Here is an 18,132-nt window from a genome sequence, read left to right on the forward strand (position 1 = left end):
GTAGGAAATTATTAACTGTTGCGAGCTATCAAGTGTCTGAAAAAAATGAAATTTACAGTGAGATTTTTATTATTTTTGTACAAAAAAAGTAGCACAAACCTTGTCAGTGGTTTGTACTACCAAACAGTTCCGTTTACTCTTCGTCAAATGTAACCGTATAAAACTTTTCGTAATGGAACCAGCTATCACTTAACGGCTGGCCTTCATCCACTCGTTTTTGGTTCTCTTCGATCATCCATGCCGTTTGGGAAGCATGGGCTTGCAACGCTTTCAATTTATCCTCTTTGACGCTTGAAACATCAATGACGACATCGGGTTCTCCAATTTCGGCAACGGTGTTGTTTGCAAAGGCCACGCCGTAAACAACCGGACGCTCACTCTTCGGCATGCGGCGCACCGCTTCGACAACGGCCCGGCCAGTCGCTTCATGATCCGGATGAACGCTGTAATTCGGCAAGAATGTGATGATGAGAGAAGGATTCAGTTCCTCAATTAATTCTTGAACGAGCTTCACCATTTTTTCATCGTCTTCAAATTCCACAGTTTTATCGCGGAAACCCATCATCCGTAAATCTTCAATGCCCATTGCTTCACAGGCTTTTTTCAGCTCTTTGCGGCGAATTTCCGGCAACGATTCACGGGTGGCGAAGGGAGGATTCCCCAGATTGCGTCCCATTTCTCCCAACGTTAAGCAGGCATATGTAACCGGAACTCCCATATTTCGGTGTAGTCGGATAAGACCGGCCGATGAGAAAGATTCATCATCCGGGTGCGGAAAGACCATTAAAATATGGCGTTGAGGTTTTAAAGTCATGTTTGATCCCTCCTTTAAGCAAATGGCGTTTCACTGATTTCCAGTGCGATGGCCAATTTTCCTTCCTGATTTAAACCGGCCATTAATAACCGTCCTTGTTCATCTAATTCATAATGGGTGATCCCTTGCGCATAAACCCATCCATTTTCCAATTTCAATCCAATTCGGTGGGGATTGTCATCGATGACTTTACCATGCTCATATCGGATTTTCGCATTGCGGATGAATGCGCTCGCGTTGAAAAATTGTTCATTGTAATGGGTGGCATATGAGCCGTTGGTTGTTTCCAGGTGTATATAGACGTCTTTGTTTGCAAAAGAATCAATGATCTTTTGAAGCTCTTGCACATCTACTTCTTTCACTTCACATTCCCCTTTCCCGAAAGACTATGTCAATAGTATAGTAAAAAATTCCACATTATGAAAAGAAAAAGCAACATGAATTAGAATCGGGCGAATAAAAAGAAACACCCATACAGTTTCATTGTACGGGTGATTCCTGCATCTCATGCTATTTTTCATGAAAATTCTCTAGTGAAAGGGAGCGATGAGCTTAGCAATATGAGCGGTCAGATTTCCTGGATGGTCACCGTTGGAGCGCCGTATACGTTTTTTGCCCCGTGCATGACCGGTCCAACGTATTGATTCAATTTCCAGCCGTGTTGGATGGCTGCAGAAACGAACGCTTTGGAAGCGACAACCGCATCTTTTACAGATAAACCGTTTGCCAAATTGGCAGTAATGCTTGCCGCAAAGGTGCAGCCTGCGCCATGATTATAACTTGTGGCTATCGGATCTGTTTCCAATGCATAAAACTTGTTTCCATCAAAGAATAAATCGAGCGCTTTTTCTGTACCGAGGGAGCGGCCGCCTTTGATTACCACATTTTTTGCGCCCAATGCATGGATTTTTTCCGCGGCCGTTTTCATTTCATCAATGGTTTTTGGCGTTTTCATACCGGCCAATTGTCCCGCCTCAAAAAGATTTGGCGTGGTTACCAAAGCGAGGGGGAGAAGATACCGAATCATTGCGTCCACATTGCCCGGATTCAAAACTTCATCTTCGCCTTTGCAGACCATGACCGGATCGATGACTACATTGTTTGTTCCGGATGCCTGAATCCCTTCTGCGGCAACCTGGATCACTTCCTCATTTGGAAGCATTCCGGTTTTCAAGGCATCAATGCCCGTGGAAATCGCAGTTTTTAATTGGTCTTTTAACACGTCTATCGGTATGGTATAAACGCTATGTTTCCAGCCTTGGTCCGGATCCATTGTGGCGATGCATGTTAAAGCCTGCATACCGTAAGTGCCGTATTCCTGGAAAGTTTTTAAATCGGCGTGGGTTCCTGCACCGCCTGATGCGTCAGACCCGGCGATCGTTAACGTTTTTTTCAATGACAATTTCCTCATCTCCTGCTTCATTCTCTGCAATTTTTATTATATCCATCTCCTGACTTTATAAAAATGGCCAGAATACAGAAAAATGATGATGTCAGAATGTGGGGGATGAAAAGGAGGCTCGGCGTGAAGTATCGGGTTCTTTTAAAAATCAACTATTGATTCTCTCCGCGTATTAGAGTAGGTTGAAAATGAGGTGTTTCGACATGAAGAAAGTTTTCGACAATGATTGGCAGGAGATATTGCAGGAGGAATTTGAAAAGCCCTACTATCAAAATTTGCGGAAATTCATTGCCAAAGAATACAGTACAAACATCGTGTACCCGCCCATTGATGAAGTGATGAGCGCCTTTTACACCGTTCCATACAAAGAGGTGAAAGTGGTGATTCTGGGTCAGGATCCTTACCACGGCCCCGGACAAGCGCACGGCATGTGCTTTTCCGTAAAGCCGGGGGTGCCGCATCCGCCGAGCCTTCGAAATATTTTCATCGAATTGCAACATGATTTGGGATGTCCCATTCCAAAAGATGGGTATTTGATGAAATGGGCGAAGCAAGGGGTGTTCCTGTTAAACACGGTTCTTACCGTAAGACAAGGGCAGGCCAATTCCCATCAAGGGATGGGTTGGGAGCAATTCACCGATGCGGTCATTGAAAAATTGGCACAAAGGGAAGATCCGATTGTCTTTGTTTTATGGGGAAGACCTGCGCAAATGAAAAGGGCCATTATCGAAAAGAACGGTTCCCACCACACCATTTTGCAAGCGCCCCATCCAAGTCCGTTAAGCGCCCATCGCGGGTTTTTCGGGAGCAGACCTTTCTCGAAAATCAATGCCCAACTCATCGCCTGGGGCAAGGAACCGATTGACTGGTGTTTGGAGTAATGTCTTCGTTTATAACGAGTTTTTGAACAAAATTCATTCAACTTTTCACTGTCTATGAAATTTGGTACATTGGAATAAAGGTGGGATTCCCATGAAAGTTGACTGTTTTAAATGCAAATTTTTCAAAGTAACGTGGGATCCTAATCATCCCCGTGGCTGCGCAGCGTATCAATTTAAGACGAGGCAGCTTCCATCCGTTGTCGTTAAACAATCTTCCGGAACGGATTGTTTAAAATTTGAACCGAAAGAATTCAAAGGGGGGAGAAAATGATTTCCTATAAAAGATTGTTCGGGGAAATTGAACGGTATGCTTTAAAAGCGAGAGAAACGGAAAATGAACAGGAACTTCGGGAATTGTTGATCGCCGTTCGCGCATTATGTGATGTGGCGTTGAATGAACCGAAACATCCGGCGGTGACAGAACAGGGCCAACCCCAACTGTATGCAACAGGCGGAAATCGTCTTCTCCCTTCAAGGAAAATAGAGGACGAGGATGCGAATGGGGATTCGATTTTTGATTTTTAAAATTCAGAAAAAGAGGTTATGTAGATGAAAGGTTCCATCATTACAGGTGCGGTTTTCGGTTTTCTGGCTGTCGCATTGGGGGCATTTGGCGCCCATGCATTAAAAGGTGTTTTGGATGCATATGGGGAGTCAATTTGGGATACGGCAGTCCAATATCAAATGTTTCACGCGGCAGGAATCATTCTGGTCGGCATTTTAATGCATCCAAGATTAATCGGTGATACATCTCCGTTAAAATGGTCATTTCTCGCAATGACTTTCGGGATTCTATTCTTCTCAGGCAGCTTATACGTTTTGGCTGTGAGCGGCATCAGTGTATTGGGCGCAATCACGCCAATCGGTGGAGTGCTGTTTTTGATCGGATGGACATTGGTGATCGTCGGCGTTGCAAAAAGCCGAATCTATTAATCTGTGAAGGGCGGTTTAAAGTCGCATGCATGACTTTAAGCCGCCATTTTATTTTGTGTTCCAGGGGACGGTTCGACCCGGTGCGGCCATGAAAAAAGTAACGAAATTTGGTGAATAAATTCATAAGATTTCGACACATTTAATAAATGTTTCATGTTACCATAGAACATGGAAGGAGTATTTTTGGCAACTCGGAAAGGGGTACATACATTGGACAGTCTATTGTTGGCATTGGACAAGTATTATGAGGAAATGGTTTCCATTCGGAGATATTTGCATGCAAATCCGGAGCTATCTTTTGAAGAAGTGAATACGCCAAAATATATTGCGAACTTTCATAGAGAACTGGGTCTTGAGGTTCGTGAAGGAGTAGGCGGAAGAGGCGTGGTGGCCGTTTTGCGCGGAGGAAAGCCGGGAAAAACGGTGGCGTTGCGTGCGGACTTTGATGCATTGCCGATCCAAGAGGAAAACGACATCCCTTATAAATCCAAAGTGGACGGCGTTATGCATGCATGCGGCCATGACGGACATACAGCCACTTTGCTGATCTTGGCGAAAGCCCTTTATGAAATGAGGGAATCCATCTGCGGGAATGTGGTGTTTATCCACCAGTTTGCGGAAGAAGTGTTGCCGGGCGGTGCCAAACCGATGATCGAAGACGGCTGTTTGGATGGGGTGGATGTGATTTTTGGAACCCATCTTTGGGCTCCAACGCCATTAGGGGAGATTCATGTAAAGAATGGTGCGATCATGGCGGCTCCGGACATGTTTGAAGTGACGATTCAAGGAAAAGGCGGGCATGGCGCAGAGCCCCACAATGCCGTTGACGCGATTGTCCTCGGTGCGCAGTACGTCAGCCAAGTGCAAACCATTGTTTCGCGAAGAATCAGCCCTTTGAAACATGCGGTGGTCACTGTGGGACAATTCGAAGCGGGAAAAGCCTACAACATCATCGCGGAAAAAGCGACAATGAAGGGAACTGTCCGGACATTCGATGAAGATGTAAGAATCCAAATCGAAAAGGAACTTGAATCCCTGGCAAAGTCCATTTGTGACGGCGCCAATGCGACTTATGAATTTACATATACGAGAGGTTACCCACCGGTGGTCAACCATCCGGAAGAAACGGCATTGCTTGCGGATGTTGCAATGGATGTGCCTGAAGTGAAAGAAGTGAAAGAATGCGTCCCGCTCATGGTAGGAGAGGATTTTGCCTATTATCTGCAAAAGGTGCCGGGCACTTTCTTCATCACCGGGGCCAAACATCCGGATTGGGAAACGGCCTATCCGCATCACCATCCAAAGTTTAATTTTGATGAAAGAGCGATGTTGATTGCTGCAAAGACGATGGGACTGGCAACTTTGAAATATTTAGAAACTTTTTGTAATAAATGAGAAATTTAGTGCAATTTCTAGTTAAAAAAGGGAAATGAAGTAGTATAATAGGCTTAAAATAGATTTTTTTGAAGAGGTGACCGGGATGAGCATCGGGGGAAAAATGAATGTTGCTTTTTATTCATTGATGGGACTTTTATGTATATCGATGATTGTCAGTTTTATCAATTTTCAAAGAATCGATCGCCAAGTGGATGTGGCGCTGAATGAGCGGGTGACGGCAATCCAGGAAATATCATCCGTGCGCTACCAAGTGGCCCAGCTGGATAAATCCGTAACAAAATACATGCTAATAGAAGATAATGATGATTATGAAATGGTCAATACATATATGCAGCTGATCGATCAGCAAATCGAGTCGCTTGAAAAATTGGCGGTAACCGATACAATGAAGGGCTATATCAATGAATTGAAACAATCCAAAGACAATTTTGAACAAGAATTCTCCAAAGTGGCTGAAAGAGTGAAAAATGGGGAAACATTATCGGAACATGAAAATATTCAAATCATCAGCCAAAATCTGATTGATACAACAGACAAAATGATCGAATATCAAACAGGCCAATTGGAAGATATCAAGAAAGGGGCAAATAGGGCGATTTCCTCATCCAACATTACGGCGGTAATCGTGTTAATAGCCAGCTTAATGGTCAGCTTTGTTTTAGTTTATTTCGTTAGGAAAACGATTACATTGCCTTTGAGAAAAGTGGTGGATGCGGTAAAGGTGGTTTCTTCCGGCGATTTGACGGAAGAGAATTTGAAAGTGATCTCCAAAGATGAAATCGGCCAGCTTTCGGAAGCTTTCAATGCAATGAAAAATAACTTGAAATCGCTTATTCGAAATGTGCAGCAAAATGCGGAACAATTAAGTGCAGCCGCTCAACAGCTTTCCGCAAGCACGGAGGAAATTTCCGCTTCTGCCGAAGAAATGACTCGCCGGGTAAATTCCACAGCGGAAGTGGCCCAAACGAATTCCCAAGCGGCCAATGATTCGGCCCGTGCGATGGATGAAACGGCGATCGGCGTGCAAAAAATCGCGGAATCCACTCAAGTGCTGCATTCCACTTCATTGGAAACAAGCGATATGGCTTCCCATGGTGGAGAGATTATCCGTCATGCGGAAAAACAAATGGACACCATTAACCAGTCTACAAATCTTGTGAATGAATTGGTTCAAAAATTGAGCAAACAGACGGAAGAAATCGAAAATATTTCAAGAGTGATTGCAGAAATCACCGATCAAACGAACTTGCTGGCATTGAATGCGGCCATTGAAGCGGCCCGTGCCGGTGAACATGGGAAAGGATTTGCCGTTGTGGCTGAAGAAGTCCGCAAACTGGCAGAGGAATCAAAAGAATCTGCAAGCCAAATTACCGATTTGACGGTAGAAATCAAGCGGGATACAGAAAATGTGGAAAAAGCGGTATCCGATTCCTTGAATTCGGTGGAAGACGGTGTAAAAGTCATTACAGAAGCAGGACAATCTTTTGCTGATATAGTGAAGGCCATCGAAAAAATGAAATGGCAGATTGAGGAAATCTCTGCCACAAGCGAACAAATTTCTGCAAGTGCAGAGGAAGTTTCAGCGGCGGTCAATGAAATTTCGAACGCTTCTACAGAATCCGCAAGCGAAATTCAAATGGTTGCGGCCAATATTGAAGAACAAACTACGACAATCGAACAGGTGAATAAAGTGGCTGCGGAATTGAACGAAAATGCCCAAAATCTGCAGATGGAAATCCGGAAATTCCGCTTATAATCAGGCGGGGGGCTTGTTCAAATAAAGTTCATAACAAAATGGCAAATTAGGAACAATGCCTCGATGGGCCTGTACCTTCATTGATGGATATGCAAAGATATATACAAGGTTAATAAAAAAAGAGCGAATTAGAAAAAACTTTTCTATTCGCTCTTTTTCAATTGGCTTTTTTCCATTATCGCTGGGATCTTGGCCGGGCTGAATTAATATATCTGAACCCTTCATCGAATCGGGCATAATCGAAATAAATCATCGGTAATAAATAAACGTGATTTGTACTTTCTTCACGAATTACCGCATGATCTCGGCCCGCTTGCAATACGGTACCGCGAACCCGGAGTACATTTCCGCGGGTTTCTCCCGGTAACGTTTCCGAAGATGGAAATGTGAAATAGAATGTGCCGGGCACGCCGATATTTTCGCGTAAAATGTTCTCGATATACGATTCTTCCGTTTGTCGTCCAGTGGAAGGTACTACAGTTCCGGAAGGTGTCATGACGTTTCCGCTTTGGGCAGAAAGCGGCGTTTGTTGCACTTGCCCTTGACCGAAAAACGGTTGTTGATAATATTGATTTCCCGACGCACCGGGACCCCAATAATAATAAGTCAATCATAACATCCTTTCTTATCAATTTTTAGATGCCTGGACAAGCACCTTCAGCAGGTGCAAAGAAACAATGGGATTTGAATCGGCCGGAATTCCATTGTCCATACCACTGGGCAGGGCAGCTTCCTTCAGGCTTGAAAAACCAAAGGGCTCTGTCGGCAGGAACAAAGCGTTCACCGTTGATGACTCTGCGCGCCAACGCAATATCTTGTGGACGCGCCCGCTGATAAAAATAGCTTTTTTGTACGGCTTCAAAGCCACCAGGACTTTGATACACCATATCTTCGATGCTGCGTATCTGTTTGAAATCCAGACAGTCTGCTCTTACGCGATTGACGCCGACATTTCCGACCAACAGCATGCCAAGGTCTCCATCGCCTTCCGCTTCCGCCCGCATCAATCGGGCAAGTAAGGCAACATGTGCTTCGTTAGCGGCAATAACAGCGATTTTTCATACCTCCTCAACATAATGTATGCATTCAATCAAGAATCAGAATAATAATTGAAAAAAATGTTTAAATTGATTGAATAAAGTAGATGAAACGGGGTGAAGCCTGTATAAAGTACGCTCCATCGCAATAAAATAGAATAGAAACGATTGACATGTTTCGACATGCAACACTATTGAATAGAATATGAGTAACGGTGTTAGTTGGTGACAATTTAGGGAATAGTTAATTAAAAAAAGGGGAGAAGGGAGCCAAAACGATTAATCTGGAGGTTGGTTACATTGCAACTTGGAATTTGGGTTGGGATAGTCGTCAGTGCGATTTTGTCATTTGTGATTGCGGGATTATTCAATCAACCACTCCATTGGTATCTCTTCATTTTGATACTTTTCATCGGTTTCTTCACGCAAACGGTGATTTTGATTTTGCAAACGCCTGATGAACATGAGTAAGCGAGACGCCCAAAAGCGTCTCGCTTAAATTTTATTATTGAACTTTCACAAGTTTAGCGAATTTTTCTTTATCCAATAAAGTACCTACAAGGAATTCACCAAACTCCCCGAAGCGGGCGGAAGCTTCATCAAAACGCATTTCATACACAATTTTCTTAAATTGTAGCATATCGTCAGAGAAGAGTGTTACGCCCCATTCATGGTCGTCCAAACCGGTAGAGCCTGTGATTATTTGTTTTACTTTACCTGCATATTTGCGGCCAATTTCGCCATGGGAGCGCATCAACTCGCGGCGCTGACTCATCGGCAACATATACCAGTTGTCATCCAATAGACGTCGTTTGTTCATTGGATAGAAGCAGATATATTTTGTTCGTGGCAGTTCAGGATATAGACGGGAACGGATATAAGGATTTTGATAAGGATCCTCGTTGGAACCGTTTGCTAAATAGTTTGAAAGCTCCACCACCGAGAAATAAGTATATGTCGGAATTGTATAATCGGCAATTTTTAATTTGTTGAATTCCGTTTCCAATTCGTGAATTTCATCTGGCGTTTCGCGGAGAATCATGAACATGAAATCCGCTTTTTGGCCAATTGTGGAATAGAAGGCGTGGGAACCGGTTTTTGCTTCGTGTACTTGTTCCAATTTATCAAGATATTGATAAAATTCTTCCAATGCGGCTTGTCTTTCTTCTTCAGAAAGCAGTTTCCAGGAAGTCCAGTCCATCGCACGATAATCATGCAGGCAGTACCAGCCGTCTAAAGTAAATGCTGCTTCGCTCATTACATTAACACTCCTTCGATTGATAATCGTTCAAAATAATCTTAGCATAAATCAAGAAATTTTCCTCCCGATTAAGCTTTAAATTTAATGAACCTTTCATGAAATCGCCCACTTTTATTCACAATTGTTTTTGTGTATGCTTGAACTGTACCGAAAGCAAATTGTGCTGAACCTATTGTGAGGAGCAAACAAAATGCATTCATTATTACAGCAAAAAACGTGGCGTTTTATCGATCAATCCCTTTCCATGGACCGTACCCCCCTTGAATCGTTTGCGATGGATGACACGCTCTGCCAATTGGTGGGACAAGGGTTGTCGGTTCCGGTTGTCCGCACATGGGTGCACCACCCATATGTCGTGTTGGGCATTCAAGATCACCGCATGCCTTATATCCATAAGGGAATCGAGATGTTGAAAAAAGCCCATTATGAAGCGATTGTCCGAAATTCCGGCGGGCTTGCGGTCGTGCTGGATAAGGGGATTTTAAATATTTCCATCGTCCTTTCGGAAGCCCCGGGTTCCATCAGCATTAACATGGGTTATGAAGTCATGCTGCAATTTATAAAGCTGTTGTTTTCCGAAGCCGCAGAAAAAATTCAGGCCTATGAAATTGTGGGTTCTTATTGTCCCGGCTCCTATGATTTGAGCATCGGGGGAAAGAAATTTGCGGGGATATCCCAACGCCGTTTGCGCAATGGGGTGGCCGTCCAGATTTATTTATGTATTGAAGGCAGTGGAAGCGAGCGTGCGGAACTGATTAAACATTTTTATGAAACCAGTTTGAAAGATGCAGAGACAAAATTTCAATATCCGAAAATACAGCCTGATGTGATGGCCAGTTTAAGCGAATTGTTGGACCGTCCCATCACCGTTCAGGAAACCGTCATCCAAGTTCAACAGCTGCTCGCTTCACTTTCTGGGGATGTATTGTTCCAGCCTCTGGAAGGCGATGAATTGCAATTATATTCTTTTTATTTAAAGAGAGTTTTGGAGCGGAATGCAAAAATGCTTGGAAATACGTAGATGGCGAATCAATTCGGCACATCTACGTTTTCTTTGCTAGATTGTTGTTGCATATGGGAATAATCGGCAACTAAATTCCCGTTTTTCTCCATTTTAAATACCGGTGCAATGCGCGGTTCTTCATCTTCCAATGTAACGAGTCTGCGGGCGCGGTTCATGATTTGAACAAATTGCTCGTAATCTTCGCGGATTTGTTTGTTTTCCTTGCGCAGTTTTTCCACTTCTTTTTCCAATTCTTTTATTTTTTCAGTAGCGGAGTTTGCAATTTGACGCCATTTTGTCGCTTCATTGTCGTTGCCTCCCTGGGATTGCAGGCGCAACAAGTATGCAATGACAATATCTAAATTCATATCAGATAAGGAAATAGGCTTGGATTCCCCGTTTGATCCCGGAAGCAAATACACACCCGGCGAACGTCTTCTGCCGTTCACACCCAACAATTTCATCCGCTCTTTCCGGATTCTTTTTGCTTCTTCCAGTTCTTTTTCATAACGTTTGCGAACAACGGCATTCCATCGGAAACCGCATGCAGCAGGAGTCCGATTCAATTTATCTCCGGCTTCTTCAAAAGCGTTCAATTGCGTACTTCCTTCTTTTACATGTCTTAATACCGCTTCGGCGAGCAGTTCGTCGTTTTCTTTTAACCATGCATCCTGTCTGACTTTTGCCATTGTTTAACCCTCCTGTTAATGTAGTAGTTTCTTATTGTCAAAACATATCGTGTCCAACAAGTTCCAATTTTATTCATTTTTCTGATGAATTTTTTATATGAATTTAGCAAAAAAGGCGGAATTCAGTCCTTTGTTGGATATTTGTCCTTTTTACTTGAATGGAAGTGTGGCTATAGTCTAAAATATCTTTTAGGCTAAAAAATGAATTTGATTGATAGAAAGGATTGTTGATCATATGGCGGCAAACGAATTTAGAGTTTGCGATGAATGTCAAGCCGTCAATTTAAAAACGCTCATTCCGAAATTGAAAAAGTTGGATCCCGATGCAACGATCGTCATCGGTTGCCAATCCTATTGCGGACCCGGCCGCAAAAAAACTTTCACTTTCGTCAACGGCAGACCGGTAAACGCATTAACGGAAGAGGAATTAATGGAAAAAGTGAAAGCCAAATTGAAGATGGATTAAACAAAAGCTACTTTCTATCGTGGTAGAAGGTAGCTTGTTTTATTTTTTATCAGCTTTGGCCATAAGAGGTTGTTTTAATCATCGGAGTTTCAAATATAATCGTTTTTATCCAATAAAACCTGTGGTGGATGGGGATACATGGAAATTTTTGCGGCTTTCCGGGATTTCCTTGCGGTTTTGGGAAAATGCATGCCTCCACCAAAAGCCGCACCCGAAATTCTCCCGGCTTCCACAACAACAATGGCGTGTAAAAAATTAGAAAATTTCTTATAATAGATAGTAAGAATTGGAAGGAACGAGGTGCGGTAATTTTGGTGGAATATGCAAAACAAAAACTTCCGGAAGAAAAAGTGTTCAAAGATCCCGTGCACCGATATGTTCATGTTCGAGACCAAGTGATTTGGGATTTGATTGGAACAAAAGAATTTCAGCGTTTGCGCCGGATCCGCCAGCTGGGCACGACATATCTCGTGTTTCATGGTGCGGAACATAGCCGATTCAATCATTCGCTGGGGGTTTATGAAGTCGTCCGCCGCATTGTGGATGATGTATTTCACGGAAGACCCGATTGGAATGAGGATGAACGCCTTCTGGTGCTATGCGCGGCGCTGCTCCACGATTTGGGCCACGGTCCATTTTCCCATGCGTTCGAAAATGTGTTTAAAACGGACCATGAATATTTCACAAGAAAAATATTGCTGGGGGAAACAGAAGTAAATGCGGTTTTGAAGCGGGTATCGGACGATTTTCCTGAAAAAGTGGCCCAAGTGATTGAAAAAACTTATGAAAACCAGCTTGTGGTCAGCCTCATATCGAGTCAAATCGATGCCGACCGGATGGATTATTTGCAAAGGGATGCTTACTATACCGGGGTAAGTTACGGCCATTTCGATATGGAACGAATTCTCCGCGTCATGCGTCCGAGAAAGGGGAAAGTCGTCATTAAATCCAGCGGCATGCATGCGGTGGAAGATTATATCATGTCCCGCTATCAAATGTACCTGCAAGTGTATTTCCACCCCGTTTCACGCAGTGCGGAAGTGTTGTTGCACAACATCCTCAAAAGAACAAAACATTTGTATGAACAAGGATATCAATTCACCTTTGAACCGGTTCATTTTCAATCTTTCTTTGAAAATAAGATTACGGTGGAAGATTACCTTGAACTGGATGAGTATTTATTAGTGACCTATTTCAAAATGTGGATGAAGGAAAAGGATCCGATATTAAGAGATTTGAGTACGAGATTTGTGAACCGCAAATTGTTCAAATACATCAATCTCAACCCGGAAGAAGAGCCGGAGCGTTTCGAACGATTAAAAGAGCTTTTCCGTCAAGCGGGTGTGGATACGGATTACTATATTTATCACGACTGCACATCGGACTTGCCTTACGATTACTATGAGCCGGATAAAGAAACGAACCGATTCCCAATTTTTTTGGAAATGCCGAATGGCGAAATCAGGGAATTGTCCCAGGAGTCTTTCATTGTGGATGCCATTGCCGGCCGCATGAAAAAGGACCATAAAGTTTACTATCCGAAAGAAGCGCTGATGGATCCAACCTTAGATCAAAGTTTAAAAATCGAAATGGAAAAGCTATTGAATAATGCAAAATAATTGGATGATTGATGTGGCTCGCATTGATTTTTGTTAAAAAACCATAATAATGGGGAAACATTCCGTATTAAAAATTCTTAAAATATTCTGGAAGAAAGAAGAAATTATATTATAATAGAGTTTGACTACCTTAAAGAAAGGAATGCAGCATGAAAAAATATCTTAGAATTTTTTTATTGATGTTTCCCCTGTTATGGATTGCCCCAAATTTGGGGGAAGCAGCAAGCAAGGTGAGTTATGCCGTTCCTTTGTATGACAATGTCAAGGTTTACGATAACCGCACCGGCGCACTGGTACCGATCGCAACGATGAAGAAAAATCAGCCGCTGGTCATTGACAAAGATTATGGCCAAAACTGGTGGCAAGTCAAATTCGGAAATGGCTACGGCTTCATCGCCAAAAGGGATGTGTATCGTTCGGTCACTTGGACAACAAACAACGTCAATACGAAGGCCAAAAATTCGAATACGACGGTGTTGATCAACAGTGATGTGGAAGTGTTTGACAACACCTCGGGAAAATTGGAACCGATGATCACGATTCATGCTGGTATCCGTTATCCGATCATCAGTGATTACAGCAAGAATTATTGGAAAGTGGATGTAGGTGGCAGAATCGGTTATATGCCGAAATATCGGACAAGCGTGGACTATGGTGTGCCGATTTTAATGTATCACCACATTTTAACTCCGGAAGAAAAAGCGAATTCCCAATTCGCCAATGCCAATACAACCGTGACCACCATCGAATTCAACAACCAAATGCAATGGCTGAAAAACAATGGTTATCAAACCATCTCACTCTATGATTTGGAAAGATATTTGAGACGGCAAGTGAATCTTCCGGCAAAAGCGGTGGTTCTTACTTTTGACGACGGCATAACAAGCACAAGGGAGTATGCTTACCCGATTTTGAAGGAATACGGCTTTACCGCAGAACAATTTATCATAACAAGCAGAATTCCTTCTGAAAAGCAGCCTTTCCAATGGGATACCCTGCGATTCTTCAGCAAACAGGATATGGATGAGTTGAGCGATGTCTTCCGCTACGGAAGCCACACTCATGATTTACATAGTCTGGTAGGGAATAAAGCAAAGGGAATCACGATTTCATATAAGGACTTATATAATGATTTGGCCAAGAGCAGAAATATTTTAGGCACTTATTATTTTGCTTATCCATTTGGCCAATATAATCAAAACTATTTGAATGCGGTGAAAAAAGCGGGTTACCGGATGGCTGTTACGACAAGAAAGGGTAAAGTGAATTTGGGAGAAGATTTATATACTTTGGAACGATTGGGCATCGAACCGGGGCTTTCGATGGATGAATTTGCAAAAAAAGCAGGCAATTACAAGTAGAGGGTGACGAAAGGGTCACCCTTTGCTTTTGTGAATATCTGATAATTTGAAACGGAACATCCCGCAATTTCACATCGGGTGGCCCGCTTTGCCATTTACTTGTCGGAAGCCCGTACGCCGCCTGTTGCATAATGATTTTTGGGCATTTCTTCAATGATGATTGTTACGGCTTCAGGTTTTGCTTGAATCGTTTCAACAAGCGCTTCCGTCACTTTTTCAACCATCGCTTTTTTCTGTTCATCTGTGCGACCTTCCAACATTTTGATTGTTACTACCGGCATGACGCAACCTCCTAGTGGATAAATTGTAAGTATAGTTATTATAATAGGTTTAAACGGAGGGGATGACAATATGACAAATCAAGAAAAACCGAAACAAAAGATTTCTTTCACCATCATTAAAAACGACCCGACGGATGGCCACAAAGGGTTTGGAATCGGCACAATCTCGCTGGAAAATGTCACTCCGGTATTCATTGATATAGAAGAAAAACAGGCATTTATTGATATGGGAGCCATGCACGCCAAAAGCGCGGTGGAAAAGGGCATCAAATTCACGACAAACCGGGAAGATTCCGCCGGCGGAAAACCTTACTGGCTTGTATGGGTGACGGTGGACGTGAAAGAAGACGGACCGTATTACGCAGGGGTTGCCGCTTGCGAAATGGTGGTCAACCGGGAAAAACGGAGAGGCTTTAAAATTTTGGCCGACCATGTGAACAAAATGGACAAATCCTTGAAGCGCAAAATTATCGTAGATCATATGGATGATGAATCAAAGAAAGTGCTGGCGGAATTTCTTCAAAATCATGATCAGGGCATGTGGGAACGCAGCAGCCAGCAATTGAAAGATGATTTGACGGTGCAGGAATAAATTTTTTGCGTTGTCAATAATTATGATAAAAAAAATAATAGTTTATGGCGGAAATGTGACGAAAAGTTGTAATATTCGTTCCTTTGTTGAAACCATTCTAAAAAATAAGTACACTGAAGTTATAATGATAAATAGTATAACTAGGACACTCAGTAGATAGGGTTAGGTGCTATGCGGTATTTGAAAATCCCAAGCCAAATGCCACATAATAACTCTATTTACAAAAGGCTTTCTCTTTCATAGGGGAAGCTTTTTATTTTTTATTGACCTTTTGAATAAAAAAGATGCTGGTTTAAAACCAGCACCCGATCAATGAAACAGCCCTTTGATGGAATCAAACGGGAACAGTTCAAACAAACCTTTCCATGTATCTTCATTAAAGAAATCAAGATCCGTACATTTTTTCGTTGGAACATCCTCTTCTTTTAAATACATGAGCCGTTGTTTCGGACATGCATCAGTCGCCAGTTTGCCCGTTTCAATATCGATGACGACCCCTTTTACGCCATCCGGCACTTCGAAAGATTCATCCGGTTTTTCCCGGTGAACGGCCTCCATGAAATCGATCCACACTTGCTTATGGGCCGACATTTCCGAAGAGGTCGACAACGTTTTCCCTTGGTCATAACCGTTCCAAACGCCGGCTGTCAAACTTGGACTGTAGCCGATGAGCCATTGATCCGAAACGGTTGTCCCCGATTTCGCCGCATACGTATGGGTCATTCTGGAGCGGAGGGAAACGCCTGTTGCCGGTGAGTAATCGCTGAACACCGGATCGAAAATGCCTGTCATCATTTGCGTTAGGATGAACGCATCCTGTTCGGAAATGATTTGTTCTTTCGGCGGCTCTTCATACTCGTAAACAATTTCGCCTTCTTCGTTCTGAATGGATAAAATCGTCGTCGGTTTCCGGTATTCCCCTTTGGCTGCAATGATGTTGAAGGCGTTCGTCAAATCATACAGCGAATTTTCAATCGTGCCCAGTGCCATGGATGGATTATCTTTGTTGGAATACCGCAAATTGAACCTCTTCGACATTTCACGGAATTTATCATACCCGATTTGTTCCAGCGTTTTTACCGCATAAATGTTGTCTGAGATGGCAATTGCCTGAGCCATGGACATGTCGCCATCCGCGAATTTCCCGTTGACGTTTTGGGGTTTATAAGTGGCCCGTCCATTGTCGTACGTAAAGATCGTTTCACCCACGTCCAAGAAAGTGAGCGGTGTAAAACCGTTTTCCAATGCCGCCGCATATAAGAACGGCTTGATGGCGGAACCCGGTTGGCGAAGGGCCTGTGTTACACGGTTATAGGAACTTTCTTGATAGTTGCGTCCACCGACAAGGGCCGTTACTTGGCCGGTTTTGACATCCATGCTGACAAGCCCCACTTGCAGGTCGTTGTCCGGCATGTTTTTCTCGATGGCTTCTTCCGCCGCTTTTTGATGGGCCTGGTTCAACGTCGTTTTAATGACCCAGCCGCCGGAACGGATATTCAAGTTTTTCTTTTCCAAAATGTCCGCCGCTTCTTGCCAAGCGACGTCCAAGAAATAAGGCGCGACTGTTTTGGAAGCGGTCCATTGATCGTTTTTCAGCACGATTTTTTCCGACAATGCCCGTTCCTTTTCTTCCGCCGAGATTTTATTTTGATCTTCCATCAAAGCGAGTATTAAATGCTGCCGTTGGACGGCTTTGTCATAATTATTGAGAGGGGAATAAATACTTGGCCCTTTCGGAATGCCGGCGAGCATGGCGGATTCCGCCAACGTCAGGTCGCTGGCGGATTTGCCGAAATAGTATTTGCTCGCCGCTTCGACCCCATACATGCCGTGGCCGTAGTTGACCGTATTCAAATAGGCTTCTAGTATTTCATCTTTAGAATAAAAGATTTCCAGACGGTAAGCATAAACGGCTTCCATTATCTTCCTTGTCCAAGTTTTATCCAATGTCAAATAAAGATTTCTAGCCAATTGCTGGGTGATTGTGCTCGCCCCTTGCGCTTTGCTGCGGGTTTTCAAATCCGTCAAAATGGCGCTGGCGATTCTTGGAATGTCAAACCCGTGATGTTGATAAAAATCTTTGTCTTCCACAGCGATGGTTGCTTCTATTAAATAAGGTGAAATTTCATCAAGCTCTTTCCAATAGCGGCGTTGATCCGTGAAATGATCCCCGATTTGATGGCCATTCCGGTCCAAGAAAACGGATGCTTTCGGTATCGTGAGTGGAGGAGCTCCGGCAATTTGCGCATACAATCTCAAACCGCCCAGGGCCACAACCATTGCGCATACAAAAGCGATCGTGTAGAAAGCCATCCGTTTTTTCCGTTTTTGCCGTCTCATTTTCCGCTGATAACTCCGTCTTCGATCCATCCATTTCACCTCATTTCTTCCAATTACCCATAGTATGGACTTGAAAATGGCAGTTTAATCGAGAATGCGCTTAAAAAAACTGTTGCCTTTTGTCTAAAAACGTCTATACTTTTTCTGTATGAAATGCAATTTTTGAAAAGGGCAATTTTCTTGGGATGCATTTTGATTTCCGAATCTATAAGTGAATACGAAAAATGTCGAAAAAAGTTCCGAATTCCTTTGAATTCGAAATTTTCAGCTTTTCCGAAAAAGATCAATAGAGTAGGTGA

General features: G+C 43.2%; 21 protein-coding genes. 12 read left to right on the plus strand and 9 right to left on the minus strand.

The features are described from left to right. Nucleotides 1-133: 133 nt before the first annotated feature. From bshB2 to thiD, 3 genes are all read right to left on the minus strand, one after another. A complete protein-coding gene (gene bshB2 / locus NST13_RS14310; protein ID WP_342470381.1) occupies nucleotides 134-814 on the minus strand; it encodes a bacillithiol biosynthesis deacetylase BshB2 in 681 nt (226 codons plus the stop codon). A 14-nt stretch (nucleotides 815-828) separates the two neighbouring features. Beyond that, nucleotides 829-1,176, minus strand: coding sequence for a YojF family protein (locus NST13_RS14315; RefSeq protein ID WP_342470380.1), 348 nt, complete (start codon nucleotides 1,174-1,176; stop codon nucleotides 829-831). 206 nt (nucleotides 1,177-1,382) lie between these two features. Beyond that, entirely contained in the window at nucleotides 1,383-2,216 is an 834-nt protein-coding gene (thiD, locus tag NST13_RS14320; protein WP_342470379.1) for a bifunctional hydroxymethylpyrimidine kinase/phosphomethylpyrimidine kinase, read from the minus strand. A gap of 203 nt (nucleotides 2,217-2,419) precedes the next feature. Here thiD and NST13_RS14325 point away from each other — a divergent pair, with 203 nt between their 5' ends. The 6 genes from NST13_RS14325 to NST13_RS14350 all read left to right on the plus strand — a co-directional run bounded on the left by NST13_RS14325 (nucleotide 2,420) and on the right by NST13_RS14350 (nucleotide 7,184). Further along, nucleotides 2,420-3,097, plus strand: a complete 678-nt coding sequence (locus NST13_RS14325) for a uracil-DNA glycosylase (protein WP_342470378.1) — start codon at nucleotides 2,420-2,422, stop codon at nucleotides 3,095-3,097. Nucleotides 3,098-3,188: 91 nt separating this feature from the next. Then, nucleotides 3,189-3,368: a uracil-DNA glycosylase gene (locus NST13_RS14330; protein WP_342470377.1), complete on the plus strand. Its 180-nt coding sequence runs from the start codon at nucleotides 3,189-3,191 to the stop codon at nucleotides 3,366-3,368. Further along, complete coding sequence (locus NST13_RS14335) at nucleotides 3,365-3,622, plus strand: YwdI family protein (RefSeq protein ID WP_342470376.1); 258 nt, start codon at nucleotides 3,365-3,367, stop codon at nucleotides 3,620-3,622. Before NST13_RS14330 ends, NST13_RS14335 begins: the two co-directional genes overlap by 4 nt. A gap of 24 nt (nucleotides 3,623-3,646) precedes the next feature. Next, nucleotides 3,647-4,030: a DUF423 domain-containing protein gene (locus NST13_RS14340; RefSeq protein WP_342470375.1), complete on the plus strand. Its 384-nt coding sequence runs from the start codon at nucleotides 3,647-3,649 to the stop codon at nucleotides 4,028-4,030. A 210-nt stretch (nucleotides 4,031-4,240) separates the two neighbouring features. Beyond that, nucleotides 4,241-5,425 (plus strand): M20 family metallopeptidase, encoded by a 1,185-nt coding sequence (locus NST13_RS14345; protein ID WP_342581868.1) that lies wholly within the window; start codon nucleotides 4,241-4,243, stop codon nucleotides 5,423-5,425. 85 nt (nucleotides 5,426-5,510) lie between these two features. After that, nucleotides 5,511-7,184, plus strand: coding sequence for a methyl-accepting chemotaxis protein (locus NST13_RS14350; protein WP_342580883.1), 1,674 nt, complete (start codon nucleotides 5,511-5,513; stop codon nucleotides 7,182-7,184). Nucleotides 7,185-7,359: 175 nt separating this feature from the next. On the opposite strand, the gene NST13_RS14355 is transcribed toward NST13_RS14350, so the two are convergent. Next, on the minus strand, nucleotides 7,360-7,794 hold the full coding sequence (locus NST13_RS14355) for a spore coat protein GerQ (protein ID WP_342470372.1): 435 nt from the start codon (nucleotides 7,792-7,794) through the stop codon (nucleotides 7,360-7,362). Between the two features lie 25 nt (nucleotides 7,795-7,819). Continuing rightward, entirely contained in the window at nucleotides 7,820-8,239 is a 420-nt protein-coding gene (locus tag NST13_RS14360; RefSeq protein WP_342471181.1) for a cell wall hydrolase, read from the minus strand. A gap of 282 nt (nucleotides 8,240-8,521) precedes the next feature. On the opposite strand from NST13_RS14360, the gene NST13_RS14365 reads away from it, so the two are divergent. Then, nucleotides 8,522-8,692 (plus strand): hypothetical protein, encoded by a 171-nt coding sequence (locus tag NST13_RS14365; protein ID WP_342470371.1) that lies wholly within the window; start codon nucleotides 8,522-8,524, stop codon nucleotides 8,690-8,692. A gap of 34 nt (nucleotides 8,693-8,726) precedes the next feature. Here NST13_RS14365 and hemQ read toward each other — a convergent pair whose 3' ends face one another. Further along, on the minus strand, nucleotides 8,727-9,479 hold the full coding sequence (gene hemQ / locus NST13_RS14370) for a hydrogen peroxide-dependent heme synthase (protein WP_342580884.1): 753 nt from the start codon (nucleotides 9,477-9,479) through the stop codon (nucleotides 8,727-8,729). A 193-nt stretch (nucleotides 9,480-9,672) separates the two neighbouring features. Between hemQ and NST13_RS14375 the strand changes: the two genes are divergently transcribed. Next, nucleotides 9,673-10,503 (plus strand): lipoate--protein ligase family protein, encoded by an 831-nt coding sequence (locus tag NST13_RS14375; protein WP_342580885.1) that lies wholly within the window; start codon nucleotides 9,673-9,675, stop codon nucleotides 10,501-10,503. Between the two features lie 8 nt (nucleotides 10,504-10,511). Here the strand turns inward: NST13_RS14375 and NST13_RS14380 are convergent, their stop codons facing one another. Then, complete coding sequence (locus tag NST13_RS14380; protein WP_342470368.1) at nucleotides 10,512-11,174, minus strand: RsfA family transcriptional regulator; 663 nt, start codon at nucleotides 11,172-11,174, stop codon at nucleotides 10,512-10,514. 235 nt (nucleotides 11,175-11,409) lie between these two features. Here NST13_RS14380 and NST13_RS14385 point away from each other — a divergent pair, with 235 nt between their 5' ends. The 3 genes from NST13_RS14385 (at nucleotide 11,410) to NST13_RS14395 (ending at nucleotide 14,620) form a co-directional block, all read left to right on the plus strand. Next, nucleotides 11,410-11,640 carry a DUF1450 domain-containing protein gene (locus NST13_RS14385; RefSeq protein ID WP_342470367.1) on the plus strand — a complete coding sequence of 77 codons (231 nt, stop codon included), beginning with the start codon at nucleotides 11,410-11,412 and terminating at the stop codon, nucleotides 11,638-11,640. Between the two features lie 314 nt (nucleotides 11,641-11,954). Then, entirely contained in the window at nucleotides 11,955-13,259 is a 1,305-nt protein-coding gene (locus NST13_RS14390; RefSeq protein WP_342581869.1) for an HD domain-containing protein, read from the plus strand. Between the two features lie 149 nt (nucleotides 13,260-13,408). Next, entirely contained in the window at nucleotides 13,409-14,620 is a 1,212-nt protein-coding gene (locus NST13_RS14395; protein WP_342580886.1) for a polysaccharide deacetylase family protein, read from the plus strand. Nucleotides 14,621-14,715: 95 nt separating this feature from the next. Here NST13_RS14395 and NST13_RS14400 read toward each other — a convergent pair whose 3' ends face one another. Continuing rightward, nucleotides 14,716-14,901 (minus strand): 2-hydroxymuconate tautomerase, encoded by a 186-nt coding sequence (locus NST13_RS14400; RefSeq protein ID WP_208651597.1) that lies wholly within the window; start codon nucleotides 14,899-14,901, stop codon nucleotides 14,716-14,718. Nucleotides 14,902-14,971: 70 nt separating this feature from the next. Here NST13_RS14400 and NST13_RS14405 point away from each other — a divergent pair, with 70 nt between their 5' ends. After that, a complete protein-coding gene (locus NST13_RS14405) occupies nucleotides 14,972-15,493 on the plus strand; it encodes a YwhD family protein (RefSeq protein ID WP_342580887.1) in 522 nt (173 codons plus the stop codon). Nucleotides 15,494-15,802: 309 nt separating this feature from the next. Here the strand turns inward: NST13_RS14405 and NST13_RS14410 are convergent, their stop codons facing one another. Beyond that, nucleotides 15,803-17,863 carry a PBP1A family penicillin-binding protein gene (locus NST13_RS14410; RefSeq protein ID WP_342580888.1) on the minus strand — a complete coding sequence of 687 codons (2,061 nt, stop codon included), beginning with the start codon at nucleotides 17,861-17,863 and terminating at the stop codon, nucleotides 15,803-15,805. Nucleotides 17,864-18,132: the final 269 nt, after the last annotated feature.

The sequence above is a fragment of the Ureibacillus sp. FSL W7-1570 genome, assembly GCF_038593265.1.
Taxonomy (GTDB): Bacteria; Bacillota; Bacilli; order Bacillales_A; family Planococcaceae; genus Ureibacillus; species Ureibacillus suwonensis.